The sequence below is a fragment of the Acidithiobacillus sulfurivorans genome, assembly GCF_018853815.1.
Classification (GTDB): Bacteria; Pseudomonadota; Gammaproteobacteria; order Acidithiobacillales; family Acidithiobacillaceae; genus Acidithiobacillus; species Acidithiobacillus sulfurivorans.
This window is the reverse complement of sequence record NZ_JAAOMP010000158.1, coordinates 1-25,314: the sequence shown is the minus strand read 5'-3', so window position 1 is coordinate 25,314 and position 25,314 is coordinate 1. Positions and strand designations below refer to the sequence as shown.

At 54.1% G+C, this 25,314-nt stretch carries 26 protein-coding genes; 11 read left to right on the top strand and 15 right to left on the bottom strand.

Annotated features, from left to right (window positions below):
• Positions 1 to 227 precede the first annotated feature (227 nt).
• The 4 genes from HAP95_RS14865 (at position 228) to HAP95_RS14850 (ending at position 2,558) form a co-directional block, all read left to right on the top strand.
• Complete coding sequence (locus HAP95_RS14865) at positions 228 to 470, top strand: hypothetical protein (RefSeq protein ID WP_215884917.1); 243 nt, start codon at positions 228 to 230, stop codon at positions 468 to 470.
• A complete protein-coding gene (locus HAP95_RS14860; RefSeq protein WP_215884916.1) occupies positions 467 to 1,111 on the top strand; it encodes a cytochrome b N-terminal domain-containing protein in 645 nt (214 codons plus the stop codon). The genes HAP95_RS14865 and HAP95_RS14860 overlap by 4 nt, the downstream gene beginning before the upstream one ends.
• Positions 1,108 to 2,097: a hypothetical protein gene (locus tag HAP95_RS14855; RefSeq protein ID WP_215884915.1), complete on the top strand. Its 990-nt coding sequence runs from the start codon at positions 1,108 to 1,110 to the stop codon at positions 2,095 to 2,097. Before HAP95_RS14860 ends, HAP95_RS14855 begins: the two co-directional genes overlap by 4 nt.
• Before the next feature lie 116 nt (positions 2,098 to 2,213).
• Entirely contained in the window at positions 2,214 to 2,558 is a 345-nt protein-coding gene (locus tag HAP95_RS14850) for a hypothetical protein (RefSeq protein WP_215884914.1), read from the top strand.
• 1,192 nt (positions 2,559 to 3,750) lie between these two features.
• Here the strand turns inward: HAP95_RS14850 and HAP95_RS14845 are convergent.
• The 11 genes from HAP95_RS14845 to HAP95_RS14795 all read right to left on the bottom strand — a co-directional run bounded on the left by HAP95_RS14845 (position 3,751) and on the right by HAP95_RS14795 (position 13,298).
• On the bottom strand, positions 3,751 to 4,740 hold the full coding sequence (locus tag HAP95_RS14845; RefSeq protein ID WP_146235841.1) for a hypothetical protein: 990 nt from the start codon (positions 4,738 to 4,740) through the stop codon (positions 3,751 to 3,753).
• A 76-nt stretch (positions 4,741 to 4,816) separates the two neighbouring features.
• Positions 4,817 to 5,257, bottom strand: a complete 441-nt coding sequence (locus HAP95_RS14840) for a ribonuclease H family protein (protein ID WP_031572872.1) — start codon at positions 5,255 to 5,257, stop codon at positions 4,817 to 4,819.
• Positions 5,258 to 5,309: 52 nt separating this feature from the next.
• Positions 5,310 to 6,923 carry a type I restriction-modification system subunit M gene (locus tag HAP95_RS14835; RefSeq protein WP_031572874.1) on the bottom strand — a complete coding sequence of 538 codons (1,614 nt, stop codon included), beginning with the start codon at positions 6,921 to 6,923 and terminating at the stop codon, positions 5,310 to 5,312.
• A complete protein-coding gene (locus HAP95_RS14830; protein ID WP_111122562.1) occupies positions 6,920 to 7,084 on the bottom strand; it encodes a PIN domain-containing protein in 165 nt (54 codons plus the stop codon). The genes HAP95_RS14835 and HAP95_RS14830 overlap by 4 nt, the downstream gene beginning before the upstream one ends.
• Positions 7,081 to 7,311, bottom strand: a complete 231-nt coding sequence (locus HAP95_RS14825; RefSeq protein WP_031572876.1) for a hypothetical protein — start codon at positions 7,309 to 7,311, stop codon at positions 7,081 to 7,083. The genes HAP95_RS14830 and HAP95_RS14825 overlap by 4 nt, the downstream gene beginning before the upstream one ends.
• Before the next feature lie 140 nt (positions 7,312 to 7,451).
• Positions 7,452 to 7,655, bottom strand: coding sequence for a hypothetical protein (locus HAP95_RS14820; protein ID WP_031572878.1), 204 nt, complete (start codon positions 7,653 to 7,655; stop codon positions 7,452 to 7,454).
• Entirely contained in the window at positions 7,652 to 8,173 is a 522-nt protein-coding gene (locus HAP95_RS14815; RefSeq protein ID WP_031572880.1) for an ATPase, read from the bottom strand. Before HAP95_RS14815 ends, HAP95_RS14820 begins: the two co-directional genes overlap by 4 nt.
• Complete coding sequence (locus tag HAP95_RS14810) at positions 8,170 to 9,441, bottom strand: restriction endonuclease subunit S (RefSeq protein WP_035210681.1); 1,272 nt, start codon at positions 9,439 to 9,441, stop codon at positions 8,170 to 8,172. The genes HAP95_RS14815 and HAP95_RS14810 overlap by 4 nt, the downstream gene beginning before the upstream one ends.
• Entirely contained in the window at positions 9,438 to 9,827 is a 390-nt protein-coding gene (locus HAP95_RS14805; RefSeq protein WP_031572884.1) for a type II toxin-antitoxin system VapC family toxin, read from the bottom strand. The genes HAP95_RS14810 and HAP95_RS14805 overlap by 4 nt, the downstream gene beginning before the upstream one ends.
• Positions 9,817 to 10,086: a hypothetical protein gene (locus tag HAP95_RS14800; RefSeq protein ID WP_031572886.1), complete on the bottom strand. Its 270-nt coding sequence runs from the start codon at positions 10,084 to 10,086 to the stop codon at positions 9,817 to 9,819. Before HAP95_RS14800 ends, HAP95_RS14805 begins: the two co-directional genes overlap by 11 nt.
• 107 nt (positions 10,087 to 10,193) lie before the next feature.
• Complete coding sequence (locus HAP95_RS14795; protein WP_226832832.1) at positions 10,194 to 13,298, bottom strand: type I restriction endonuclease subunit R; 3,105 nt, start codon at positions 13,296 to 13,298, stop codon at positions 10,194 to 10,196.
• Between the two features lie 586 nt (positions 13,299 to 13,884).
• Between HAP95_RS14795 and HAP95_RS14790 the strand changes: the two genes are divergently transcribed.
• A complete protein-coding gene (locus tag HAP95_RS14790; RefSeq protein WP_054608729.1) occupies positions 13,885 to 14,403 on the top strand; it encodes a hypothetical protein in 519 nt (172 codons plus the stop codon).
• 88 nt (positions 14,404 to 14,491) lie between these two features.
• On the opposite strand, the gene HAP95_RS14785 is transcribed toward HAP95_RS14790, so the two are convergent.
• The 3 genes from HAP95_RS14785 to HAP95_RS14775 are packed head-to-tail and all read right to left on the bottom strand — an operon-like array spanning position 14,492 to position 16,819.
• A complete protein-coding gene (locus HAP95_RS14785) occupies positions 14,492 to 15,361 on the bottom strand; it encodes a hypothetical protein (protein ID WP_051690638.1) in 870 nt (289 codons plus the stop codon).
• Positions 15,342 to 16,382 carry an AAA family ATPase gene (locus tag HAP95_RS14780; protein WP_031572895.1) on the bottom strand — a complete coding sequence of 347 codons (1,041 nt, stop codon included), beginning with the start codon at positions 16,380 to 16,382 and terminating at the stop codon, positions 15,342 to 15,344. The genes HAP95_RS14785 and HAP95_RS14780 overlap by 20 nt, the downstream gene beginning before the upstream one ends.
• A complete protein-coding gene (locus HAP95_RS14775) occupies positions 16,379 to 16,819 on the bottom strand; it encodes a hypothetical protein (RefSeq protein ID WP_051690639.1) in 441 nt (146 codons plus the stop codon). The genes HAP95_RS14780 and HAP95_RS14775 overlap by 4 nt, the downstream gene beginning before the upstream one ends.
• A 1,534-nt stretch (positions 16,820 to 18,353) precedes the next feature.
• Between HAP95_RS14775 and HAP95_RS14770 the strand changes: the two genes are divergently transcribed.
• Positions 18,354 to 18,692 carry a type II toxin-antitoxin system RelE/ParE family toxin gene (locus HAP95_RS14770; RefSeq protein WP_215884913.1) on the top strand — a complete coding sequence of 113 codons (339 nt, stop codon included), beginning with the start codon at positions 18,354 to 18,356 and terminating at the stop codon, positions 18,690 to 18,692.
• A 2-nt stretch (positions 18,693 to 18,694) separates the two neighbouring features.
• Positions 18,695 to 19,015 carry a helix-turn-helix domain-containing transcriptional regulator gene (locus HAP95_RS14765; protein WP_215884912.1) on the top strand — a complete coding sequence of 107 codons (321 nt, stop codon included), beginning with the start codon at positions 18,695 to 18,697 and terminating at the stop codon, positions 19,013 to 19,015.
• A 3-nt stretch (positions 19,016 to 19,018) separates the two neighbouring features.
• On the opposite strand, the gene HAP95_RS14760 is transcribed toward HAP95_RS14765, so the two are convergent.
• A complete protein-coding gene (locus HAP95_RS14760; protein WP_215884911.1) occupies positions 19,019 to 19,186 on the bottom strand; it encodes a hypothetical protein in 168 nt (55 codons plus the stop codon).
• Positions 19,187 to 19,558: 372 nt separating this feature from the next.
• On the opposite strand from HAP95_RS14760, the gene HAP95_RS14755 reads away from it, so the two are divergent.
• The 4 genes from HAP95_RS14755 to HAP95_RS14740 all read left to right on the top strand — a co-directional run.
• Entirely contained in the window at positions 19,559 to 21,013 is a 1,455-nt protein-coding gene (locus HAP95_RS14755; RefSeq protein WP_215884918.1) for a DUF3375 domain-containing protein, read from the top strand.
• Between the two features lie 34 nt (positions 21,014 to 21,047).
• Positions 21,048 to 21,704: a DUF4194 domain-containing protein gene (locus HAP95_RS14750; RefSeq protein ID WP_226832828.1), complete on the top strand. Its 657-nt coding sequence runs from the start codon at positions 21,048 to 21,050 to the stop codon at positions 21,702 to 21,704.
• Complete coding sequence (locus HAP95_RS14745) at positions 21,697 to 25,089, top strand: ATP-binding protein (RefSeq protein ID WP_215884909.1); 3,393 nt, start codon at positions 21,697 to 21,699, stop codon at positions 25,087 to 25,089. The genes HAP95_RS14750 and HAP95_RS14745 overlap by 8 nt, the downstream gene beginning before the upstream one ends.
• Positions 25,086 to 25,314: DUF3322 domain-containing protein (locus tag HAP95_RS14740; RefSeq protein ID WP_368356598.1), on the top strand; the 229-nt coding region annotated here is incomplete at its 3' end. The genes HAP95_RS14745 and HAP95_RS14740, both read left to right, overlap by 4 nt.

The window sequence follows — 25,314 nt, the reverse complement described above, 5'->3', positions numbered from 1 at the left end:
CACTTTCCGCTTTGCTGCGCTCATCGTCTCCTCCTGACCAGACAACAAGCTTAAACTATTGTCTCAAATCTGGGGTCCACTATAGTGTTCAAGATAATTCCGTCGAGTTTCTCTTATTAAAATATCTACCTGAATGAAGGGTGCGTTTTTTCATTTTGAATCAAATAGTTGCATGTTATTATATTTGATTCAAGAAGGGCTGAAGTGCAATAAAAAGGAGTTAGATAATGAGTATGAGTTCTTTGCCTATCATGCACCAACCAGCGGTAGCGCATGTCGTATTTGGTATATTTATCTTGGCATGGCCCAATATTGCTTTTTGGGGAGTGGGCCTGATCATTTTTGCTGTTGGCATCTATGCACGCATGCCTGAATTCATGGAAATGGACGCTGAAACCAGGCGTCGCTATCAACAGCAAGGTCCATTTTTATATGGCAATGGAGAGGATGACGAGGAGGCTGGGGAATGAATATCGATAAGGTGCTTCAGAAAGGTCTAAAATCTTTCCTGCCACTGAAAGATGATCTACCTACAGAGATGCCCGCCTACGTCAACTCGTTTGGTTACTTCTTTGGTACGATGACGCTCGCATCACTGGCAGTAGTATTCATGAGTGGTACGGTATTGGCTTTTTTTGGGCCGGATTGGTGGCATTTCAGTAGTGTTGGACAATTTTTCAACGCTATGCATTTTTGGAGTGTTGAGGTTTTCTATCTGGCCGTCATTATGCACCTCACGTTTAAGTTTTTTAAGGCGGCTTGGCGTGGGAACCGCTTTCGTACATGGGTGAATGGATGGATTATTTTCATCATCACCATCTTTTCTGGTATTAGTGGTACTCTCCTGCAGGCCAACTGGGATGCACAGTGGAATAGTCAGCAAGGAAAGGCTGCCTTCAATGCGTTAGGCCTTTCGTGGATGAACTGGATGAATTACACGACCGTACTGACCTTGCATGTAGTCTTTTTCGCCGGTCTGATTCTCTTCTTCGTGGTGACTCACCTTGCTTTTGTGCGCAGCGAGAGTCCGGTGCATCCTATAGTCAATGGTGGTAAAGGTGAAATCGACGATGGGAATGCAAGAGCCCTTGGTGAAGGAGATGAAAAATGAGCGTTCTTTCAGATAAAAATCTTCGGGGCTATCCAATGAAGCCCTACGATATGGTGCGCGAAGGACTGATAGTGTTTGGTGTTATGCTGACCATTATTTTGGTATTGGCTGCCGTTTGGGGGTTTCCGGGAAAGAATTACGGTCCACTGACAATTAAGGAAGTGGCTACCAAGGCTCCAGTCGCATTCCTGAAGCGCACTGTTTCCTACTTTTCTGGAACCAGTCGCCTACAGACCTATGGACCTCCTTACACCCATAATGACAACCATGCCCAACACATTGGGCCATTCTGTCCGAATTGTTGGGTAGGGGTTATATATCCACTGAATGCCAAAGTTGATTTCGTGATGCAGCCTTTGCAGCAAATTGCGGCTCTTGATCCGAATGTGGCAACCGCTCTAAACACATACCAAAATGCAAGCGCTAAGCAACAGACAGAATGGAATAACGCATATACTTCGGCACTTAATAAAGCCCAGGTTACGCATGGACGTGTAGTGTTACCGGCTGGCGATTATGGGCCAGTCCCCGTTTTGATGAACGGTATGCTTACATTTGCTCGTACGGGCTTGTTGGAAGCCGCGCTTACTTTCAATACTAACCCCAACATGGCACCCTATGAGACCAATTATACACGCCCACTTTTGTATTTGGGCGGCCCCATAATGAATACAGTAGCAGGTCATTTTGATGAAAAGGGTGGAGAGTGGGGTATGTCCCATATAGCCGGGCCTTATCCTGGAGCGTGGTGGTTGTGGCCCTATACATTCTTGTATCAGATACCAGCGATCGGAAATTCACCAAATGGTGATCTTATTGCCTTTTTGATTTTCCTCGTGATGTTATTGATTGCGGTACTGGCGCCGATGATTCCTGGGCTTAATCGGATTCCTTACGTTATTCCAGTTTACAAGATCATATGGCGCGATTGGTATGCGAAGTATCCTTCTGGGATTCCGAGCAACGCATCAAGGAAGAGAGTATAGCGCACGGTTTTTTGTTAATGTATGACAATGTTCAAAAAAGAAGCTGGGAGTGTTAGCCTCGAAACTCTGTCGGGGCTAAGGATGGCTTGTCTAGACACAATCAATCAGGAGGTATTATGACTACGTTCGACCTGCAGGCTGCACTATCACGTGCCATGACACTAGAAAATATAGATCCTCTGGACGCTGCTACAATCGCAGCGGCCGAGCAGTTGATCGGCAAAGACGGACTAACCTTGGACACCGCATTACCTATCCTGGGTAATGAACAGCTTATTGAACTCATTGGTTTTCTGAACGATAGCATAAGCTGTCAACAGCTTTCAGAGCTTTGCGACAAAGAGTTCTATAATGCTGAACAAGCCCGAGAATGGGAAGTCACAGAACAGCAGTACCGTTTAGCTCATGAAGTCGCTCTATTGAGCCACCTCATTGAACAAAAAAAGGAAGGTATCTGTTAGTAATTTACCAGGTAATATTAGAGGATGTTTATATGGATAGTTGGATTTGTGCTGACTGCCAATTGATTTTTTTGGTTCTGTGTTGATCTTCTTTATGAATAAATAATGCTTAATTTACATTAGATTTTGTTTTCAACTACACACTGAACCACAGCGCGAAGCTATAATGAGCGTTACATCCAGGCGACAACTATATCTCTAAGATTTATTTGCAATTTATTGGTCGGCAAGACCATAAAATATAGTAAATCTATGATTCACCAGAAATTCTAGCCTCTTCCGCAAGCAACAGAATATAGAAATACACACCGATAGATAATCCCATTATAAAAATAGACAGTACTTGCGCCACAGTGGTAAATCTTACTCCCAATGTAATGAATAGGGTAAGAGCTGGAATCAGTAGACATAACAGAGCCCATGCCAGCAAGATATGGTGATGCTTTATATCGTACTTCTTTGCCCATCGGTGAATAGGTCGAATGATAAATAACATAATTAAACCTGCTGAAAGCAACAACAAAAATTGAAGATTATCAAAAAAATGTAGCTTTAGTTTAGGCCGTTCTGAGCAAGTGGTCAAGAGCTCTAAAATCTCAACATTGAATCAGTCAGATTGATCACTGGTCCCATTTTTGCAAACAATTTCGAAAGGTTATCTGGCGACTCACATAAGGTGGTTTTGTTGTGTATTGGGCATCCAGTAAATAAATGAGCACGTTATCATCAGCGCTCGCCGGGTTTTCGGGTTACTGTGAGTAAACCGTGGCCCAGGCCACACTAGCAGCCCCTCGGCTTTAACTTCGGACTACCCCCAAATTCCCCCGATTTTTGTGGTTTATCTGCATCTTTCTGCCATACAGACGCAAAATGACCATGCGTTTTATGTTCCAAGACATGGATATTAGATGTCACTTCTCTTGAGCCTGTCGCAGCCCGCGCAAGGAGATCTGCCGGATCCCATCACCGATTCGATGATACAGTAAATCGAATGGTTGTGATTCTCGAAAACTGTTCTTAAAAGACTGCCACGGATTACGGCCATAGTGACGAGTTGCGAAAAGCATGATGGACTGTCCGCTGAACGACCGCTTCCGCTGCATACCCGTCCTTCAAATTGCGGAAGTAACGCCATCCATTGGTTCTGCCCCAGCCTTTAGCATCTTTATATGCCAATCTTGGGAAGATGCGCTCAATGTACTATGGTCGGTGCCCCATCAGCAGGCCCGCTCCAAGCTACCGGAAAACCAAAATCCTCCAGCACCTGTTTAAGTTTATCCGCGATTTGCGTTCGTGTCTCGATGGCTTCCTCGTAGTTCATGCTGCAAAGCAGGTTTTTGTGTTGATGCCTGGGCTGGAGATAGACATGGATCATGCTGGCTGGTCCAAACTCCAGGATAACTCTACAGTCCTTTGCGGCAATGTGCTCATCTTCAATCCGTTTTTTTGCAGCTGCAGCGACCGAGAAGGCCATTTCCAGCAAAGGGTCTTCCATGGATTCGGGTTCGTCATCCACCTGTTCCAGAAAGAATTGCAGGGGACCACAAGCGTCGAGCGTTTCTACCGGCCAGCCCAGCGCTTCGGCCTGGGCCTGGATGAGCAATTCCGGATTAGGCCAGTGGAGCCTGCCTTGCTCTGGAAACTCCAATCGCCCCACCAGCAGGTACATGGTAGGCGTCGTCACACGGCTATAGTTCCATGGATAGGGGGCTGTGGCTGTGGGCGTGTTCAGCGTCCACAGCTGCATTGGGCTGGTATCTCTCAAATGGTAAATCGACTGCGGTTGCTGAACCCAGTGGATTTTGCCACGCGGGGGTATGACGCCTTGCTTCTTTAGGACCTGGGATAGCGCCTTGCGATCAGCCGCTCGGCATTCCCCGGACCAGGGAGCCAGAAAGGGAACGGCAATCAGGAGGCTGCGCAACCCATTGCCATAGGATTTCGCACAAGCCATTTCGGTAGCCCGATCCCAATAGTATTGCCAAAGTTCGGTCAGTCCCTCGGCACGGAGGGTTTCCAGCACAGCCTGGAAGGCTTCGTCGTCACGCTCATACAAAATGGTATAGAGCGATGTCAACAATCGCGACATCTCCGAACCGTGCTTCAGCGCGTTACCGACCGCGTGCGCGAGCGGCATCATTTCCCCCAGAAGAGCCTCTATTCTGGCGCTACGCTTTCTCATGATGGCACCGAATCCCAAGTGCTTCTTTTGCTGTGGGCTACAGCGGCGAAATAGAGAAGATGCTGACCCGCCCACTTCATCCCAGAGTCAATCCACGGTTCGCGAGCTGGTCTGCCGTCTCGTTTTCCGGATGCCCATTGTGCCCACGTACCCACTCCAGCTTGACCTTGCGGGTAAGATACTCCTGGTGCAGCAGTTTCCAGAGTTCCTGGTTCAGTACCGGCGATCCCGAGGCCGTTTTCCAGCCCTTCCTGATCCAGCCGGGGAGCCATTCCCCCAATCCCTTCAGGGTGTACTGGCTATCAGAGCAAAGAATTACTTCCGCCCCTTCGGGAATCCTGCGCAAGGACTCAATGGCTGCCGTCAGTTCGGCAATGTTGTTGGTGCCCCGTTTCTGGATAAAGCCGCAATGCTCCGTGCGCTCCCCATCCGGCGACTCAATCACCGCTCCCCAGGCACAGGGGCCGGGATTGGTCGGGCCGCAGGAACCATCACACCAAATTTTCCATACACTCACAAAACGACTCCCTTGCTTCTGAAATCATGCGTCATGAGTATAACGCAGTCTGTCACGGTGCCCCCAGCGGCGGTAGATCAAGCTCCTGCAGAAAAGCATTGTGCCGCTGCGTGGCCTCCGCGATCTTGCGCTCCAACGCGGTCAGCTCCTTGTGGACCGCCTGCAGGTCGATTTCGTCCTCAGCCTGGGCCGTGCTGACATACCGGGAGATGTTGAGGTTATAGCCATTCTCCTCGATTTCGGCCATTGGCACCCGGCGTGCGTAACGACCCTCCTCGCGGCGAAGCTGGTAGGTGTCGATAATTTTGTCGATATCTTCGGGCCGCAAGCGATTCTGCCGCTTTCCCTTCTCAAAATGCTCGGCGGCGTTGATGAACAGCACGTCATCAGGCTTCTTGCACTTCTTGAGGACGAGGATGCAGACCGGGATGCCGGTGGAGAAAAACAGATTGGCGGGCAGGCCGATCACCGTGTCGATGTTGCCGTCCTTGAGGAGCTTGGTGCGGATGCGTTCTTCGGCACCCCCGCGAAAGAGCACGCCATGAGGCAGGATGATGGCCATGACTCCCTCGGGCTTGAGGTAATGAAAACCGTGCAGGAGAAAGGCAAAGTCCGCAGCAGACTTGGGAGCGAGGCCATAGTTCTTGAAGCGCATATCCTCGCCTAAGGCGCTACTCGGCTCCCAGCGATAACTAAAGGGGGGATTGGCGACTACGGCGTCGAACTTGGGTGCCTTGGCCGGATTCGTTTCGCGCAGGAGGTCCCAATCATTGGTCAGGGTGTCGCCATGGTAAATCTCGAACTCCGAGTCTTTCACCCCATGGAGCAGCATATTCATCCGCGCCAGGTTGTAGGTGGTGATATTCTTTTCCTGCCCATAGATCTTGCCAATGCCGTGGGGACCCATGCGGTGCCGGACGTTGAGCAGCAGGGAGCCGGAGCCGCAAGCGAAGTCCAGGACGCTCTCCAGTTGCTTCTTCTTGCCCGTAGATGGGTCCTGGCTATCGAGGGTGACTATCCCTGAGAGGATGCTGGAGATTTGCTGGGGGGTGTAGAACTCTCCGGCCTTTTTGCCGGAGCCCGCAGCAAACTGGCCGATCAGATACTCGTAGGCATCGCCCAGCACGTCCTGGTTGGTGGAGAACTGAGCCAGACCATCGGCGATGGCCTGGATGATGGTACAGAGCTTGGCATTGCGGGCGCTGTAGTCCTTGCCCAGCTTTTCTGAGTTCAGGTTAATCTCGGAAAATAGGCCATTGAAAGTGCTGGCGAAGGATTCGTTTTCGATGTAGTCGAAACCCTTTTGCAGGGTGTGCAGCAAATCCCGGTTCTGGGTGCGGGCCAATTCCGATATGCTCCCCCAGAGGAATTCGGGGCGAACCACATAGTGGATCTTCCGGCGCATCTGCTTCTCGAACTCTTCGATGTCATCGGGATTCTGGGTATACCACAACGCCAGGGGTGTGCGGCGGTCCACCGTGCCCAATTCAGGGTAATCGGAACCCAGTTCCTTTTGTGCGGCTTGCGCGTAGTTGTCCGACAGGTAGCGGAGGAACAGGAAGGACAGCATGTAGTCGCGGAAGTCGTCCGCGTTCATCGCTCCACGTAAGGTGTCGGCAATGCCCCAGAGGGTGTTGCCTAGTTGTTTCTGGTCGATTTCAGTCATGGTTTCATCGCTACGGTGAGGGTGGGGACGCCCAGGCGTGTGAAGTCGTCGGTGTTCTGGGTGATCACGGTCAGACCGTGGACCAGAGCGGTAGCGGCAATGATCGCGTCGGGGGGTTGGGTGTTGTAAAGGATGACGTTGGAATCGAACAGATAGCTCATCGCTCCCAGCCTTCACGGGAAGCGGTGAGATAGACATCTACGCGCTCACGGGTGGCCTGGCCACGTCCGTAGAAGCTGCGGGGATCGAATGGGGCAGACTCTTCTGGATTGGTCTTCACCACAATCCCCTCCTCTTCTTCCAGCTGCTGGAACATCAGCTGGACCAGGCGAAACTTTTCGGCATGGCTTAGGCGAGAAACCACGGGCAAAAGGTCATCGTTGGACATGGCAGCGACTCCGGACGGAAGAACATGCTGAGGATCGTATTCCCAAGTATGGCGATGGATTTTCCCAACCAAACGCAGGAATAGAATAGGTTATCGTGGGAGATCCCTGCACGGGTGAGCGTCGCGGCCTTTGGTTGCATTCAGTCATGCGCGGACTCACTTGTGACCGTCCTGCGCAACTCTTGCGCGGAGACATGCACCACTTGCCCATCCCGAACAATGACAATACTGGTATTGGTTTGCATGGCCGTCTTTCTGGCCAGCTGAGCTGCCCGCCGCAAGGCGTTCAGGGAAGCGCGTACATCCGGGTCCTTGGCATTGGCAATATCGCTTGGCAGATTCATAGGTTTTCTCCCCATTCGAGCAGTGCAGGTTGAGCACTAGAATTATCGTATTTTACCCAGTTGCTGACACTGTGCTTGTAGTGCTGATCAAAATTCCGCAATCCTGCGGCGAAGCGACGGCGGATGACCGCCTCAGGGATGCCATGCCCGCCCTGTCGTACCCGCTCGGACACGCGAGCAATCGCCATTTCGGCGCTTGGCAGGGCCAGGAAAAACAGCGCGACGTGGTAACCCTGTGCCTGCCACTGCGAGATGGAGTGCAGATAGGATAGGCCCGACAAGGTCGTCTCGAAAGCAAAGCTCTCTCCCCGACGCACGCAGGCCGCCATTTCCTCCAGCATCAAACGCCCAGCACGAATCGATGCGGCCTCTGGCGCGAAGGGTGACAGGCCCGCGGCAATCAGATCGGCATTGATGAAACGGGGGCAGCGTGCCTCTTCCGGCAAAAAAGATCGGGCGAAGGTGGTTTTCCCGGCACCGTTCGGACCAGCGATCATGAGGATCTTGGGCGTGCTCATCCCGGCGTATCGTCCAGAACCGGAAAGAGCTGCTGCATCAGCCCCTTTTTATGGGTCTTGAGCGCTCCGACTTTCTGAGCCTGGGCCGTGATCAGATCGTCAAGGGAAGAGAGGCAGTCGGAAATCTTTTGTTGTTCTTCATGTCCTGGAACAGGCAGATCAATAAGCTTTAATTGACTCGCATACAAATGGACAACTGTGTCACCCTGGGCGGTCCTTGCAATTTCTTCCTTAGCAGGACCATTCAGGATATAACTTAGGAAGAGTCCGTCAATATTTGGCCGGAGAACATTTAAGTCGCCACCCAACGCGACTTGGTCCAGTTTGACACAAGACGCTCTGGCGATATCTATTTTTGTTTCCCCAGAGGCCGGAACGATAACATCGTTAGCTCTGCTAAGGAAAAGTTCTGACGGGGAGACGTTTGTTCTTGAGAATACGTTTTTGATGGACTCGTTATACTCTGTATAAAGCTCGCCATAACGTATACAAGGGGTCTGTCCTTGTGGATCAATATCAGCTTTTGAAATACCTTTTCCCTTAAAAAAGTCAGCAATCTCTTCCAGCTTCCTTATTTGCCAAGCATCCCGAAACTCTGGAAACCGCATCCTGGGCACCGTTTCCCCTTCTGCCGGGAAAAGCTGCTGCATCAACCCCCTTTTATGAGTCTTGAGCGCATTGAGCTTTTGCGCCTCCAGGGTGATTAAGTCGTCGAAGGAAGAGAGGCAGTCGGCGATTTTTTGTTGTTCTTTTTTGTTGGGATATAAAACAGGTAAAAACTTAATGATGTCTACGTTGAGGTTTTGCACGCCGCTACCGGCCGCATTGTTTGAGAAGTATTTTTGACTGATAGATGTCATCATTAGATAGTAAATATAATCCCTATCAATGGTAGCATCGATTTCTGAAACGGCAATCCATCCGTCATGGATGCAAGTTTTAATTTCAAGAATATACGGCCGCCCAAAGCTCATTGAGTTTGAAAGTATCAAATCTCCAGGATTGACCACTCGCGTTTTGGTCAACGCGGCAGGAATGACTTTTTCCTGTGTGTTTATGACAAATTTTGATTCTTTATCAATGTCTCCAATTTTTAACCAATTAAGACCATTAGCATCGTTGGTTATAAATTCATCAATCGGACGAGGTGAACCACCTCGCACAATTACTGCGAAGTCTTCTAGTCGTTTTGTTTCCCACTCCCCCGACTCCCGAAACTCCGGAAAACGCAGCCTGGGCACTCTTCCACGGTTTTCTGTCTCCTTCATCCGTTCTGCTTCCCATGCGCTTCCTGCCGCAGCGGATTATGGATAATTAATCCATTGATCCACGTAAAATCCTTTTCATTTGCGCTCGCCAGTGGTAGTTGATGCTCCAGACAAGTTGCCGCAATCAAGGCGTCGCCAAGGGTCATCTTCCGTTGTCGACGCAGCGCAATGGCAAGTTCCATGGTTACGGAGCCGATCATCAGCAATTCCAGCTGATCGAGAATAGCCATAATGGCCTGTTGTTCAGCCTCTTGCAGGTTAGGGTATCCCAGCGTTTCCAGACGAGTGATGGCTGAGTAGTGGCTCGCATGCGCGACCAACCAGCTCCGCAAGGCTTGATGCTGCGCTTGTGTTGCATAGATGATCAGGTTGCTGTCAATCAGCATGCTTTCTTCCAGGTAGCGGGCGATCCTGGCGTTGTTCCTGTTGCCAGGACACCGGGTCCGCAATATCGCCATAGGGATTCAATGCCACGGCTTGTTCCAACGCTTGGGCAAGGCGTTCCCGTTCTATGGGCCGGGAGACGTTGGAAACACTCCCTTGGGCTTTTTGCTCCAGGTACAAGGTGTAATGCAGAAGCTCTGCCTGTAAGGGTAAGGGCAAACTGGAGGCATGTTGCTGGACTTGTTGCAAAATCGTGTTCATGTCAGGCTCCATTGTGAGCAAACCAAAATTGGGGGTCATTCATCTCAACAACCGCCTGTTGTGGCAAGGCGTTATTGCGCTGGATTCACTCCTTACGCCGTGGATGATTATTGCTCATAAGCCTCCAACCCCGAAATCTCCCGTCCCTGTGCCAGCTTGTGCAGCAGAGGGATCAGGTCCTTCATGAGCGACTGTTCTTTCTGCGTCCGTGCCTTCCAGCCTAGCTGAAGTGGAGCCAGCAGGTCGCTCAGGTGCTCTCCATCGAAGATCATACGGCCCAAGGTGTTGTCGATGAAGTCTTGCAGTGCCTTGGATTCCAGCCCATGGGCCTGAGCCATATCGACGATCTGTTGCTTTTGCTTCCTGGCCTTGAAGCGTTCAAAGCCTTCCCGTATTGCGCGTTCGTCGAGTCCTTTTCCGGCTTCCAGGCTGTTGATGTAGGCCGTGATCTCTTCCCGATCTTCCAAGAACTTGGCGTCCGACAGGATCAATCCCACCAGTTCTTCCCGGTTCATTTTCTGCTTGCCCGGTGTTGGATTGGTATAGCGGCTGATCAGGGTCATGATGTAGTCGTAGTCAATGACCGCCGAGGCAAAGAGCACGAACTCAAAGTCCAGCTGCTGTACTTCAGGGCTCGCCTTGCAGCCCCCCTGATCCCGTTGCTCCTTCAGGCGTTGCGCGGTATCCAGATAGACGCCCCGAAACCCCTGCAGGGTCTCTGTGGGCACCACCTGCTCAATGACCGTGCGATCTTCGGGCGTCAAATCCGTGTACTGATCCAGTTGCGTCTTGAATCGCTGAACATCCTTGAAGAGCTTGATGAACTGACAGCGGGCGACATCGCCCTGGAGTTGTGGAATAGCCTCGGGAGCGGATGGCAGTCCTTGGGACTGTAGGAAGGTGCCCAGTTGCTCCATGGCCCCCTGGAGCCGCTCGATGACCACGGGCGCCTTGTCTACCAGCCAGATTCTCTTCGCCTGTTCGCCCGACTGACCGGAAAACAGACTAATGGCGGCGTCCACGGCTTCCTGCTGCTGGCGGAAATCCAGAATGTTGCCGTATGGCTTGGTGTCATTGAGGATGCGATTGGTCCGGGAAAATGCCTGGATCAGGCCGTGATACTTGAGGTTCTTATCGACGTAGAGGGTGTTGAGGTACTGGGAGTCAAAGCCGGTGAGCAGCATGTCCACGACGATGGTGATGTCGATTTTCTGGTCGTGGGGGAGATCTGTGTTGAGGTATTGCTGGTCCTTGATGCGCTTTTGTACATCCTGATAGTAGAGATCGAATTCGCCAATGCTGTGATTGCTGCCATAGCGCCGATTGTAAGCGGTGATGATGGCTTGTAGGGCGGCTTTTTTCCGATCCGGGTCCTGGGCATTGTCCGCCTTTTCCTGGGGAAGGTCTTCCTGAATCTGCAGGACATCCTGATTGCCCTCGGCTGGTGGGGAGAACACACAGGCGATGTTCAGCGGGCGAAAGTCGGGGTTTTCTGTCTGTTTCTCGGCCTGGATGGTCTCGAACAGCGCGTGGTACTCGATGGCGTCATTAATCGAAGCGGTGGCCAGGAGTGCATTGAACTTCCGGCCAGCGGTGGCCGCATCGTGCTTGGCGAGGATCGCTTCGACGATGGCCCGTTTGGCCAGGGGCTCGCCGGGCTTGGGCGGTTGCTTTCCCTCGGGCTTGTAGTAGTCCACATGAAAGCGCAGGACGTTAAGGTCCTCAATAGCGTGAGTGATGGTGTAGGCGTGGAGGAGCTGCTGGAAAATGTCCTGCGTGGTCCGGTAGGACGCCTGCTCGCCCTCGATCTGCTGGTAGTTGGCGTTTTGCTCGAAGATCGGGGTGCCCGTAAAGCCAAAGAGCTGCGCGTTGGGAAAAAATTCCTTGATGGCCTTATGGTTCTCCCCAAACTGGGAGCGGTGGCACTCGTCGAAGATGAAGACGATGCGGCTCTGCCGAAGCGGTTCCAGCTGTTCCTTGTAGTTGCGGCGATGGGTTCCGTCCAGGGCCAGGCCGAGCTTTTGGATGGTGGTGACGATCACCTTGTCGGCATAGTCCTCGGACAGGAGTCTGCGGACGAGTGTCCCCGTGTGGGTGTTCTCCTCCACGCAGCCTTCCTGAAATTTGTTGAATTCTTCGCGGGTCTGTCGGTCCAGATCCTTGCGGTCCACGACGAAGAGGCATTTGTCGATGTCCGGGTTGTCCTTGAGGAGGGTCGCCGCCTTGAACGAGGTCAGGGTCTTGCCGCTGCCGGTGGTGTGCCAGATGTAGCCATTGCCGCGATGCTGATGGATACAGTCCACGATCGCCTTGACGGCATAGATCTGATAGGGACGCATCATCAGGAGCTTCTGTTCGCTGGCGACCAGGACCATATAGCGGCTGATCATCTCGCCCAAAGTGCATTTGGCCAGGAAGGCATCGGCAAAGTCATCCAGATGCGTGATCTTGCTGTTATCTTCCCGGGCGAACTGGTAGAGGGGCAGAAACCGCTCATCGGCATTGAAAGCAAAGTGGCGGCTGTTGTTATTGGCAAAGTACCAGGTATCGCTGCGGTTGCTGACGAGGAAGATTTGCAGGAAACAGAGCAGGGTTTTGGCGTAGCCGTTGCCCGGATCGTTCTTGTACTCGACGATCTGCTGGATGGCGCGGCGCGGACTGATGGCGAGGGTCTTGAGCTCGATCTGCACCACGGGCACGCCATTGAGCAGGAGGATCACGTCATAGCGGTGATGGCTGTAGTCGGTATTGATCCGCAATTGATTGATGACTTCAAAAGTGTTCTTGCACCAGTCCTTGATGTTGACCAGGGTATAGTAGAGCGGTGTCCCATCATCGCGCTCGAAGCTGTTGCGTTCCCTGAGCATCCGGGAGGCGGCATACACGTCCGGGGTCACGATGGAATCCAACAGGCGATGGAACTCCGCATCCGTCAGATGAACTTGATTCAGGGCCTCGAAGTGTAGGCGAAAGTTGTGCTCCAGGGCAGCGCGGTCCCGGATGTCGGTGCGGTAGGTGTACTTGAGGTCACTGAGCTTCTGGATCAGGGCCTCTTCGATGTCTTGCTCGGTCATGGGAGGCGGAAGGGGCTGGAGCAGGGAACGGACAGGTGAACGGTCGGCCTGGGCATCTTCCTGTGCGGATGGCTTGCGGCAACCGTCAGCGCTTCGTGCATAGTGGTCCTTCAGCGGGAAACCGCTTTCATCAATCAAACATGCTCCGATTCTAGCAGGCAGCAGGGTATTGGGGTACCTATCAACGCATCCAACCCGCTCTACGAGTCGCCAGACCGTCTACCGGGTAGACGATCATACGCCGGGGCAGCATCGCGTGAGCCTCGGGAAGGGGCTGCGGACCCCTGATCTTGGAGGTTGCGGGTAGCGTCTACCGGGTAGACGATCGGCGCGGCCAGTTTTCCCGGAAAACGCCCGCATTACCCCTTCTTTATCTTGCGTTCCGCTTTTCTTTCGGTAGACGCTTTTTTTGGCGTTTTCGTCTACCGGGTAGACGATTTTTGGGGCCGGCGTTTTCCGGGATGACGCTTTTATTTGCCGATTCTGGGGCCATCGTCTACCCGGTAGACGGGTTGCAGAGGGGAAACTGGGGGTGTCGTCTACCCGGTAGACGACATTGGAGTAGCAAATCAGCGGGGGAGACAAGGGGCAATAACGGCATCGCAGGCTGCGCAAAGGGACCCCCTCCAGCTGGAACAGAGATCGGCGGGTGCCACTACGGTATGGACGCGCATCCCGGCGATCCCTATCGACCGAGCAGCTTTGTAATATGGGGCATCATCAGATGACCGGGGATGCACCCTACCCTTTGGCGGCACCGACTGATGCCCCCGACTTCACCGTCTACCGGGTAGACGCCTGCCGGGCGCAGATTGCCTCGGCCCTCGGCATCCATTGCTCAGACATCGCCGTGAAACGTGGTAAGGCCGCGCATGAGATTGACCATGGAAAGTTCAGATACAGAATCGAATACCTCACACGAGGCAAAGTCGGGATCGTCGGTAAGCCCATTTTATTTGACAGCGCCGAAATCAAATCGCAGCAGAAAGAGATGTATGCGGTTGCTAAAGAAAGAAGCCTCAGTCCCAGAAGATGCATCGTCTACCGGGTAGACGAAACGATCCCATGGGACTTCTGGGAAAAAAACAGAGCGGAACGCAAGATTAAAGAAGGGGAAATGATATCGGTGTCTTTCGCGAGAACATGGTCCACCACGGCCCATGCTGGCCGTCTACCCGGTAGACGCCGCCCGCTGGCACATAGATCCGTTGTTGTGGCCGCCCCCTTGAGGGCTCCCGCGTAAAATTTCTTTATCCTGAACCAGGCCACCTGCCGCTAGAATGCGGCAGGTGATCCGATTCTAGGTCTTGTCCTGACAAGACCTAGAAGACCTAAATAGGCCGCGGTTTTGCTACACGCCCCGCGGTTTTACTACACGCTACCGCGGGTATGCTACACGGTCCCGCGGTTTTGCTACACACGGCCCCCTTTCGGGTCATGTGAACCCTGCCATCATGTAGATTAATCCCCAATCTCAAAAGGACCTCGACGTCCTGATGGATTTCCCGCCGACGATTCCTTTGCTGCTGCGCAGATAGGGGACCCGCAACCGACGCAATGAGACCATCCAGCCTCCAGCCACCTTTTGGTGAGACTTTATGGCTCAGCACATGTCGAGCTACGGCCTGGGAGATGCCGTGACGCATTGCCGCGATTGGATACGGGTCGCGGGATATCCATAAATCGCTATCTACAAGCCGACAGAGCATCTTTCCGAGATCAACACGCCATTGTCGCCGTTCGCAGATGACCGCTCCCCCGGGGGGCGCTTTTACAATGAATGCACCAGAGGGTTGCCGCGCCCAATCGATGTGGTCGATCAAATGCCCGATTCCCGCCAGATGGTCGGGTTCGATGATTTGGATGATCGCTTGCATCAGATCATCCAGAACCCGCTGGAGCGTCGTCCCGTCCTGCCGCGACTTTCGCCGCACTTCAGCCGGATCGACCAGAATCTTGATTCTGCCATCGTCCCCCAGGCGCCGTGGCTTCGTCCCGCTGTGGAGGATAGCTTCCAGAACGTCGGCGTGCTGCTGCCCAAGCCTGCCCTTCACCCGATGCTTACCCCAGGCGGTTTGGATCAGCTGTGCGAGCTCACGCGGCCTCCTGGTCGGCTGAAAGATCATCAGCCGGGCTTGATAGGCGGTGGATGCGGGAACAGTGCCTCGCGCAAAGATATCCTCAATAGTCGTCGTCATCATCTATCCCCCCATTACTTGCCTGCGCATATGCCCTGGCTTTTTTGGTGATGGTCTTTCCCACGCTCGGCAGTTTTCTGAAAAGAGGAACACCACCAACCACTGCGCCATTGCGCTCCTGCGTCGTCGGCCAGTGATAGAACCACTGCGGCGCATCAAGGTGGGCATAGCTCGCCTTGGATTCATGGACTGCTGTCCAGCGACTTCTGTCCGCAATATCGATACCCTCCAGTTCCGCCATCTCCCTATCCATAGGCTGCAGCACGACCGCCCAGCGTGCGCCTGCGCCAATCCGCGTGTTTCCCCGGCCAGACTGGTGGTTCGTGTTGCCAGCCAGCATGGCCGCCTTGTTCTGGTGGTGAACTACGAGTACCGCCGCGCCTACGCTTCGGCTGATATGGCGCAGGGTCTGCACGATCATCCGACTGGCACGGGCGTCAGCGTCATCGGCGTCAGCAAGGTCGGCCAGAGGGTCCAGGACCATCAGGGATGCTCCCTTGGCGTACCGAATAAGGCGGGTGCAATCCGCCCCCCTTGCGGGTCCATTCTTTGAGTCCGTTACCAGGGTTATCTGCGGTACAGCCAAAATGTCCAGGTGATGTCCCAGATCTCCTACCCACTCCCACCCAGGTTGCCTGGCGATGGCGTGAATGCGCTCCCATAGCTCCGCCACATCATCTTCAGTCGTCACGTAAACCACCCGTCCAGGCTCTGGGGCTGGCCACAGCCCCCCTGCAACCGGTTGGCCGCCAGCCTTGGCCATGGCAATGTGCAGCGCCAGCCAGCTTTTGCGGGTGCCATCCGGACCCAGGAGTAGGCCATACACTCCGGTCTCTTCGGGAACCGGGAGCTTCCCAATAGCGAAACGGCGGGGCGGAGGATTATGACGGGCACAAAAGCCGATATTGACCCGTTTCCAGGAGATCGCTTCCCCGCCGTCATCGGGGCCTGGATCGATATTCTGTGCGGGCGTATCTGCAGGAGAATTTAGGGGGGTAGCGAGTTGATCCCAATCCGTGCTCATCGTCCCTCCTCCGCCACTCTCAGGGCCTCACCAATCCGCTCGTCGGCTAGAGCTAACCGCACCAAATCGTCGTGGTCCAACGGAGCACATCCAACCAGGCGTGCGATGAAGAGGCGGACGATGATCGCCTCATGGGCGATTCCCTGAAGCGCTTCGCGATGCGCCCATACGCGGTGCACCGATCTCGCCTCCCCGACGTTGTAGCGGTTTGTACGTGGAAACAGATCGGCAAGCGTCAACCCGAGCGCGTTGACGATATCGGCAGCACCACACCCTGCCCAGCAATGCAGGAGGATTTTGCCGTCGTCTGCCTCACGGATACTCAGGGACGGTCGCCGGTCATCATGAGCTGGGCACAGTGCGGTCCACTTGTCCGGGGCGATCTTTTTGACTCGTTGCAGTTGGGAAAGGATTTCTTGAATAGGCTGGGCGCTCATCGCACACCCCCCTTTCCGCGCTGTTCCGCGATTCTCGGCCTGCCCCTGCCCCGCTTTGGAGGTTTGGGGGCGAACTGCTCAGGATCTAGGGCGTAGCGCAGATGCTCGGAGGTGAATCTCACGCCGAGGGCTGTTTTGATCGGAGGGGGAAATTCGCCGCGACTGACTTTATTGCGGAGTGTCTTCGGAGATGCGCCGAAAAGGTTGGAGAATTCGTTGTACGACCAACCGATTCTTGGGGATGCTTCTAGCTGCTGGAGCAGTGCTGATGGGATGAGCGATCGCGTGGGGTCACTGTCCCCACCATCGCCGTCTGGATCTGAAGACGACTTGGTGCCGCTGGCTTGGCGTCTGGACTTCGATGCAGGGCCAGCTTGTCTTCCGCAAGGATGGCTCGTCACCGCTTCAGCCTTGGCGCGAGCCTTCGAGAGATTTCCAATAGCACCAAGCTCGCAGGATGGAGATCTTTCCCTCCATCGCATGAGGACGGCAGCACGCGTTCTGCGGGCATGCTCGGTCACTATTCGAACAGTGCGAGACATCTCCGAGGCGGCTACCTCTCTAATCTCGGGGTCATCACCGACCCCGGACCAATATGTCTGCATGGCGTGCAAAGCAAAGAATATAGCCAGCAGGTTTATGCCTATCATGGGGGCAAAAACGGTGTAATCCCCAGTAACCGCACTGAAGATGCCATGTAGGGCAGACAGGGAACCACACACCCAGATGCCAATCATGGACCTAAATAACCTAATCCCGACCAACCTTTTCTGTTTCGTCATCGTCGTCTCCTTTCTGAAGGGTTGCAGGCGGGGATGTCCCAGGATATCCCCTACAGTGAGGGTATAGATCGGGACCGGGTCAGATAATGATTTGACTTATAAACGCGGGGGTGTAATTGGACAGCCTATACATATAACCAACTGATTATGTTTACCTTGTAGATTTCACGGGTACCGATGGAGTTCCGAGGATTGCTCACACCCGATTGGCGCACTGCACAAGGTCCCGATGGCCTACCAGACCCTCGCCACGCGACTGCGCACGTTGGCTAGGTGGCCGAAGGCTCCAGGTTTATCAGATTTATGTATGTCGAAGGATGCGATTCTGCGGCGCAGAACTTCCTTATATAACATGCACGAAGAGGCTCGTAATAGCGATATTTGCGCTGCAATTACGCTGCACCATGAGACGGGATAGGGCGTGATCACTTGGGATAGGACGGGATATTACTGTGCGTAACATGTTGAGTACAAAGCGTAATGAAAAATGCTTATATTTCAAATATCCGCGAAAAACGTCTGATTTGCATTCGCAATGCGAAGGTCGGGAGTTCGATCCTCCTCCGCTCCACCAAATTGAAGGGCTTGGATAGCTTCCGGGCCCTTTTATTTGCCTGAAATTCCTGTGCCACGAGGAGTTCCGGCCTTCCGTGCTGCGGATACCGACCTTCCGAAATGCCCGGTTTTAAGCGTGTCAGGCATCAAACCTGCCACACTGGCGCAATAGGAACCTATACGTTACCATTAAACTCATGAGCTGCCAGATCAAAGAACTACTGCTGGACGATGGCGACAGTCCCTTTGCGGAGTGGTTCGGGTCGCTAGAGGCCGTTGCTGCCGCCAAGATTCGCGTAGCCATCAGCCGGATAGAACAGGGCAACCTGTCCAACGTTGAGTGGTTTCGCGGTATTGGGGAATACAAGATTGATTGGGGACCGGGCTTGCGCATCTATCTCGCCAAGGATGGTCTAAAGATCATCGTCCTGATCGGTGGTGGCACCAAGAAACGTCAGCAGCAGGACATCGACCAAGCGGTGACGCTGTGGGAAGACTACAAACGCCGCAAGATATCAACCCAGAAAGGAAAGTAAATATGGCACTAACCCGTGATTTCAAAGAGACCGTAGCCGCGCGCGTGCAAAACGATCCGGCCTTTGCCCAGGCGCTTCTGGACGAAGCCATCACCCTGTTTATCAATGGCGAGCCGGAATCAGCCAAGTTGATCCTGCGTGACCTTGTGAACGCCACGGTCGGCTTCGAGGCGCTGGCCGAGGAAATCCACAAGCCCGCCAAGAGCCTGCACCGGATGCTCTCGCAATCGGGCAACCCGACCATGAGCAACATTTCGGCAGTGTTTGCAGCCATCAAGCGTGCGCTCAAGGTCGAGGTGCATACCCAGATCGTGATGACCTGATTTTCACTCCTTAAATGCCGTTACCACCTCGCGCTGCGCCATCCAGTCGATCAGCAACGGATTGCGTTGTAACCACAGCAGGCTCATACACCGAAAAACATCAGCAAGACCGGAGCTAACAGTAATTCGTCGCTCATGAAGCGGATTAACAATCCATAACCAGATCGCCATTCTATAAAATTGCCGCTGCGGTCATGGGGCATTATAATTATTGATCGTGTAATACCCCAGGAGTCCAAAATGGCAACCACTCTCACCAGCAAGGGGCAAGTCACAATCCCCAATATAAAGAAAAAATGTGCTAGCTGATTTCTTCATCGGCGCACAGGGCGCCCGCCGTTTCCGGGTATCCTATCCTGACCCGAGACACGCGACGTTTCCGCACATATTTTTCGGGCGTGAATCCAACCGCGCCAGATCAGGCATAGGGGTTGCTTTGACTTACAAGGTTTCGTACAACACGGTGACCATAGTACACATCCTGCATTATGCTGGAAACTTGCCGGTATTGTTTAGGTACGATAATGAGGTTTGTACTGCTTGGTGACTCTCGACTACGCCACCCTTGACGTCCTGCGTAACCATCACCCCGCATGGCGTCTGTTGCGTTCAGATCATGCACCGCTGGTAGCGAGCTTTTTGCATCGGGTATTCGTAGTGCCCAATGAGCGGGTGATGGCAGCGGCGGATTTGGCCGAAGCACTGGAGGATGAATTGTATGCCTTACGCCTGCATCTGGGTGAGACTGCATTCCCCAAGCCTGCACTGGAATACCTAAACGACTGGGCAGGACCCGATAAGGGCTGGCTGCGCAAGTTCTACCGCACGGGCACGGACGAGGCGCAGTTTGATCTGACCCCGGCTACTGAAAAGGCTATTGCCTGGTTGACGCAACTCAGTGAACGGCAATTTGTCGGAACCGAATCGCGCTTGCTCACCCTCTTTGACCTGCTCAAGCAGATGAGCGAGGGCAGCGAAGCCGATCCAGCCAAACGCATTGCCGAGTTGCACAAAAAGCGTGACGACATTGATGCCGAGATGGCAAGGGTGCTGGCGGGCGACGTGTCGCTGCTGGATGACACGGCGGTGAAGGACCGTTTTCAGCAATTCATGCAGGGCGCACGCGAGTTACTCACCGATTTTCGCGAGGTGGAGCACAACTTCCGCCAGTTGGACCGCCGCGTGCGTGAGCGCATTGCGCTATGGGAAGGCAGCAAAGGGACGTTGCTGGAAGACATCATGGGTGAACGCGATGCTATTGGTGATTCCGACCAGGGCAAGAGTTTCCGTGCCCTTTGGGATTTTCTGCTATCCAGCCGTCGGCAAGAAGAATTGACCAATCTGCTGGATCAGGTACTGGCACTACCCGCCGTGGCAGAACTGAACCCGGACACCCGCACCCGCCGGGTACACTACGACTGGATGGAAGCAGGCGAACAGACCCAGCGCACCGTCGCCGCCTTGTCCCAGCAATTACGCCGCTTTCTCGATGACCAGGCCTGGCTGGAAAACCGCCGCATCATGGATATTTTGCATGGCATTGAAAGCAAGGCGCTGGCGCTCCGCACCACAGCTCCAACAGGCCCGGTGATGGAAATGGCTGCGGCCAGCGCGGATATTGTGCTGGCGATGGAACGTCCACTGTTCACCCCGGCCATCAAACCAATGATTACCGAAATCATCCTGCAAGCTGGCGATGAAGACCTTGATCCCTCCAGGCTTTTTGAACAGGTCGTCGTCGATAAGGCCCGGCTAACCCGCCATATTCGCCACGCTTTGCAAGACCACACCCAAATCAGCTTGCGTGAACTGGTCACTAATCAGCCCTTGCAACAAGGGCTGGCTGAATTAATTGCCTACCTGCAATTGGGCAGTGAAATGTTCAGCAGCGTAGTGGATGAAGACACGACCGAATCCATCCGCTGGCAGACAGCGGATATGGAAGGACAAACGCTTATTCGCAGCGCGCGACTACCCCGCGTGATTTTCATGCGCTGAACAAGAATCGAGGCAAGAGATGGAAGTCGAATATTTGAACACAACACAGACTGCACCGGTTGCTCCGCCTGCTGACTTGTCGGTGCTGTTGATTGGTCTGCTCAAAGGCGTGCTCTACCGTGATAATGACGAGCGCCAATGGGCCGCACTGCTGAAGCTGCAAGCACGGGTGCGTGATTATGTGGCAACGCTCAATCTCGACCTGGTGCTGGATGAGGCTGAAGGCTATGCCTTCCTGAAAAGCCGCCCTGAACCGACTGAGGATGACCCCAGCCCGCGTTTACCACGTCTGGTGGCTCGTCGACCATTATCTTTTGCCGTAAGTTTGCTGCTTGCCTTGCTGCGCAAAAAACTGGCCGAATTTGATGCTGGTGGGGGTGATACGCGACTGGTCCTGTCCCGCGATGACATTGTGGATCTGGTGCGGGTATTTCTGCCCGATGGCCCGAATGAAGCCAGGCTGATTGACCAGTTTGAAACAACCATCAACAAAGTCGTCGAACTGGGCTTTCTACAAAAACTCAAAACGGTCGGCGGCGCTACCGCTGGACCAGCCAATTATGAGGTGCGGCGCATTCTGAAGGCCTTTGTAGACGCCCAATGGCTGGCCGAACTGGATGAACGTCTGGCCAGTTACCAGGGGCAACTGGCGGGCACGACCAGCAGCAGGGAAGAAACTGATCATGAATGACCCACAATTATTGGACCTCGACTTCTGTGCTGATGACACCTTGTCAGGATTCCGGCTGACCAGGCTGGAGGTGTTTAACTGGGGCACCTTTGACAGCCGGGTCTGGACGCTGCAACTGGATGGCAAAAACGGGCTGCTGACCGGCGATATCGGTTCGGGTAAATCCACCTTGGTGGATGCCATCACTACCCTGCTGGTACCTGCCAACCGGGTTGCCTACAACAAGGCAGCCGGTGCAGACAACAAGGAACGCAACCTGCGCTCTTATGTGCTTGGGCATTACAAATCCGAGCGCAATGAGATCACCGGAGCAGCCAAACCAGTGAGCCTGCGGGACCAAAGTAGCTACTCCGTCATTCTCGGCGTATTTCAGAATGCAGGCTATGCCCAGACGGTGACACTGGCTCAGGTGTTCTGGATGAAAGACTCCCAGGGGCAGCCCGCACGGTTTTTTCTGGGCGCGGAAGGGGCGCTGTCCATTACCGCTGACTTCGCCCAATTTGGATCGGACATCGCTCAATTGCGCAGAAATCTGCGCGCCAAGGGCGCAGAATTACAGGACAGCTTTCCACCCTACGCGGCATGGTTTCGTCGACGTTTCGGTATTGAAAATGATCAAGCGCTGGAATTGTTCCACCAGACCGTATCGATGAAATCGGTGGGTAACCTGACGGACTTCGTCCGTAGCCATATGCTGGAACCCTTTGCGGTTGACCAGCGCCTGCAAGACTTGATCAGTCACTTTGATGATCTCAACCGGGCACATCAGGCTGTACTGAAAACCCGGCAACAAGTTGAGCTACTCACGCCGCTGATCGCAGACTGCGTTCGCCACAAGACCATGCAGGCCGAGGCCGACAGCTTGCGGGCTTGCCGGGAAGGTCTGCGCTCCCACTTTGCTGACCTGAAACTCGGACTGATCGACAAACGCCTGAGTTCGCTGGCAGAAGACTGGGATCGGGTGGATGCCCAGGTACAAAAACTGGGCGTGTTACACGAAGCTCATGGCCAGCAAGTGGATGAACTGAAGCAGGCCATCAATGCCAACGGTGGTGATCGACTGGAATGGCTGTCCAGCGAAATTCACAAGAAAGAGAAATCGCGGGATGTACGTAAAGCCAAGGCTGCCCGTTATGCGGAACTGACCGCCGTACTGGGCGAAGCGCCAGCAAACGAGGCCGCCGACTTCGCCGTACAACGTGGCAAATATCAAAGCTGGCGGGAGGAAACCCGCAACCGCGATACTGACCTGCAAAACGCCCTCACTGAATATAGTGTAAACATGCGCCAGGGCAAGCAGGAGCATGCCCAACAAAGCCTGGAAATCGACAGCCTCAAGCGGCGGCGCAGCAACATTGATGATCAACAGATCCAGATCCGTGCTGCCTTAAGTGCGGCTTTGAATTTGAATGTGGATGACATGCCGTTCACCGGTGAGTTGATCCAGGTGCGTGACGATGAACGCGATTGGGAAGGCGCAGCCGAACGCTTGTTACGCGGCTTCGGTTTGGCGCTGCTGGTGCCTGACGTACATTACAAGGCAGTGGCAGAGTGGGTGGATGCGGCCCATCTGCGTGGCCGTCTGGTGTACTTTCAGGTGCGCGCACGCAAGGCCGCTGAACTGCCAGACCTGCATCGGGACTCCCTGGTCCGCAAACTGACTATCAAGCCCGACTCACCCTATTATGACTGGCTGGAGCGCGAACTGGCCCATCGCTTTGATGTGGCCTGTTGTAGTACGCAAGAGCAGTTTCGCCGTGAAACGCGCGCCATCACTCGCGCAGGTCAGATCAAAGACCCAAGTGGCCGACATGAAAAGGACGACCGTCACCGCATTGATGATCGCAGCCGCTATGTGCTGGGCTGGAGCAATAGTGCGAAAATCGCCGCACTGGAAGCCAGGCGTCGCCAACTTGAGGCGCAACTGGCTGAAATTGGCAGTCAGATTGCAGCCATCCAGAAGGAACGTGATGTGCTCAATGGCCGTCTTGATGCCCTGACCCGTCTTGAGGAATTCACCGCCTTTGATGAACTGGATTGGGCCAGCGTCGCCACCGAGATCGCCCAACTGGTGGATGAGCGCCAGCGGCTGGAATCCGCGTCAGATGTCCTCAAACAGCTGAACGACAACCTGCATACCCTGCTGAAAACGCAGAAGGAAACCGGGGAAGCACTGCAGGCGGCCCGCGAAAAGCGCGCCAAAGTAGAGCAGCGGCGCGCTGACGCGCAAGCATTGCGTCAGCAAACCGAAGCACTGCTGCAGGATACAACCATCGACGGCACCTTGCGGGCAAAGCTCGAAGCCATGCGCTCCGAAGCACTGGGTGAGCACCAACTCAGCATTGAGTCTTGTGATAATCGTGAGCAGGAACTACGCAAATGGCTGCAAGACCGACTTGATGCCGAGCAAAGGCGACTGGGAAATCTTGCTGAGAAAATCATCAAGACCATGGTTTCCTTCAAAGAGCAGTTCAAGCTCGAAACCGCCGAGATAGATGCGAGTCTTGAGGCGGCTTTTGAATATGAAAACCTGCTGACCCAGTTGAATCGTGACGACCTGCCGCGTTTTGTGACGCGCTTCAAAGAACTGCTCAATGTCAACACCATCAACGAAATCGCCAATTTCAATGCCCAATTGGCCCGCGAGCGCGAAACCATCAAGGAACGTATTGCCCATATCAACCAATCGCTGGGCGAGATCGACTACAATCCTGGCCGTTACATCGTGCTCGAATCACAGCCCAGTCCCGATGCAGAAATCCGCGATTTCCAGCAGGAATTACGCGCTTGCACCGAGGGTGCCGTCACCGGTTCGGACGACAACCAGTATTCCGAGGCCAAGTTCCTGCAGGTCAAGACTATCATCGACCGCTTCCGGGGCCGTGAGGGTTTGTCGGAGCAGGATCGGCGCTGGACCACCAAGGTTACCGATGTACGTAACTGGTTCCTCTTCGCTGCCAGTGAGCGCTGGCGGGAAGATAACAGCGAGCAGGAGCATTACTCGGACTCCGGCGGTAAGTCAGGCGGGCAAAAGGAGAAACTGGCCTATACCATCCTGGCAGCTAGCTTGGCCTATCAGTTTGGCCTGGAATGGGGCGCGGTGCGTTCCCGTTCTTTCCGTTTTGTGGTCATTGATGAGGCCTTCGGGCGTGGTTCGGATGAGTCTGCCCAATATGGCCTGAAATTATTCCAGCAACTCAACCTGCAACTACTGATCGTGACCCCGCTGCAGAAAATCCATATCATCGAACCCTTTGTTTCCAGCGTGGGTTTCGTTCATAACGAGGGTGGGCGAGCCTCGCAGCTACGCAACCTCTCCATTGCAGAATATCGGGCGCAGAAAGCCTCTATGACCGCCCAACCTGTGCAGGTGTCGGCGCCGTGACATGGACTGACCCGAAGCAATTGAAAAAGCAGTTGATGCGGCTCTGGGAGCGCGGAGAACTGCTGCGGGACGCGGTGACCGGCAAGGAGCGTTTTCCTTTACGCCTGGCCCTCAAGTCTCCCAACTCAGCGGACATCACCGATCATTTTGAGGCAGTGCGCGCCTGGGCCACCGAACTGGCATCGACCAAATTCGTGCGGGTGGAGTGGCAGGAGCTTCGCCATC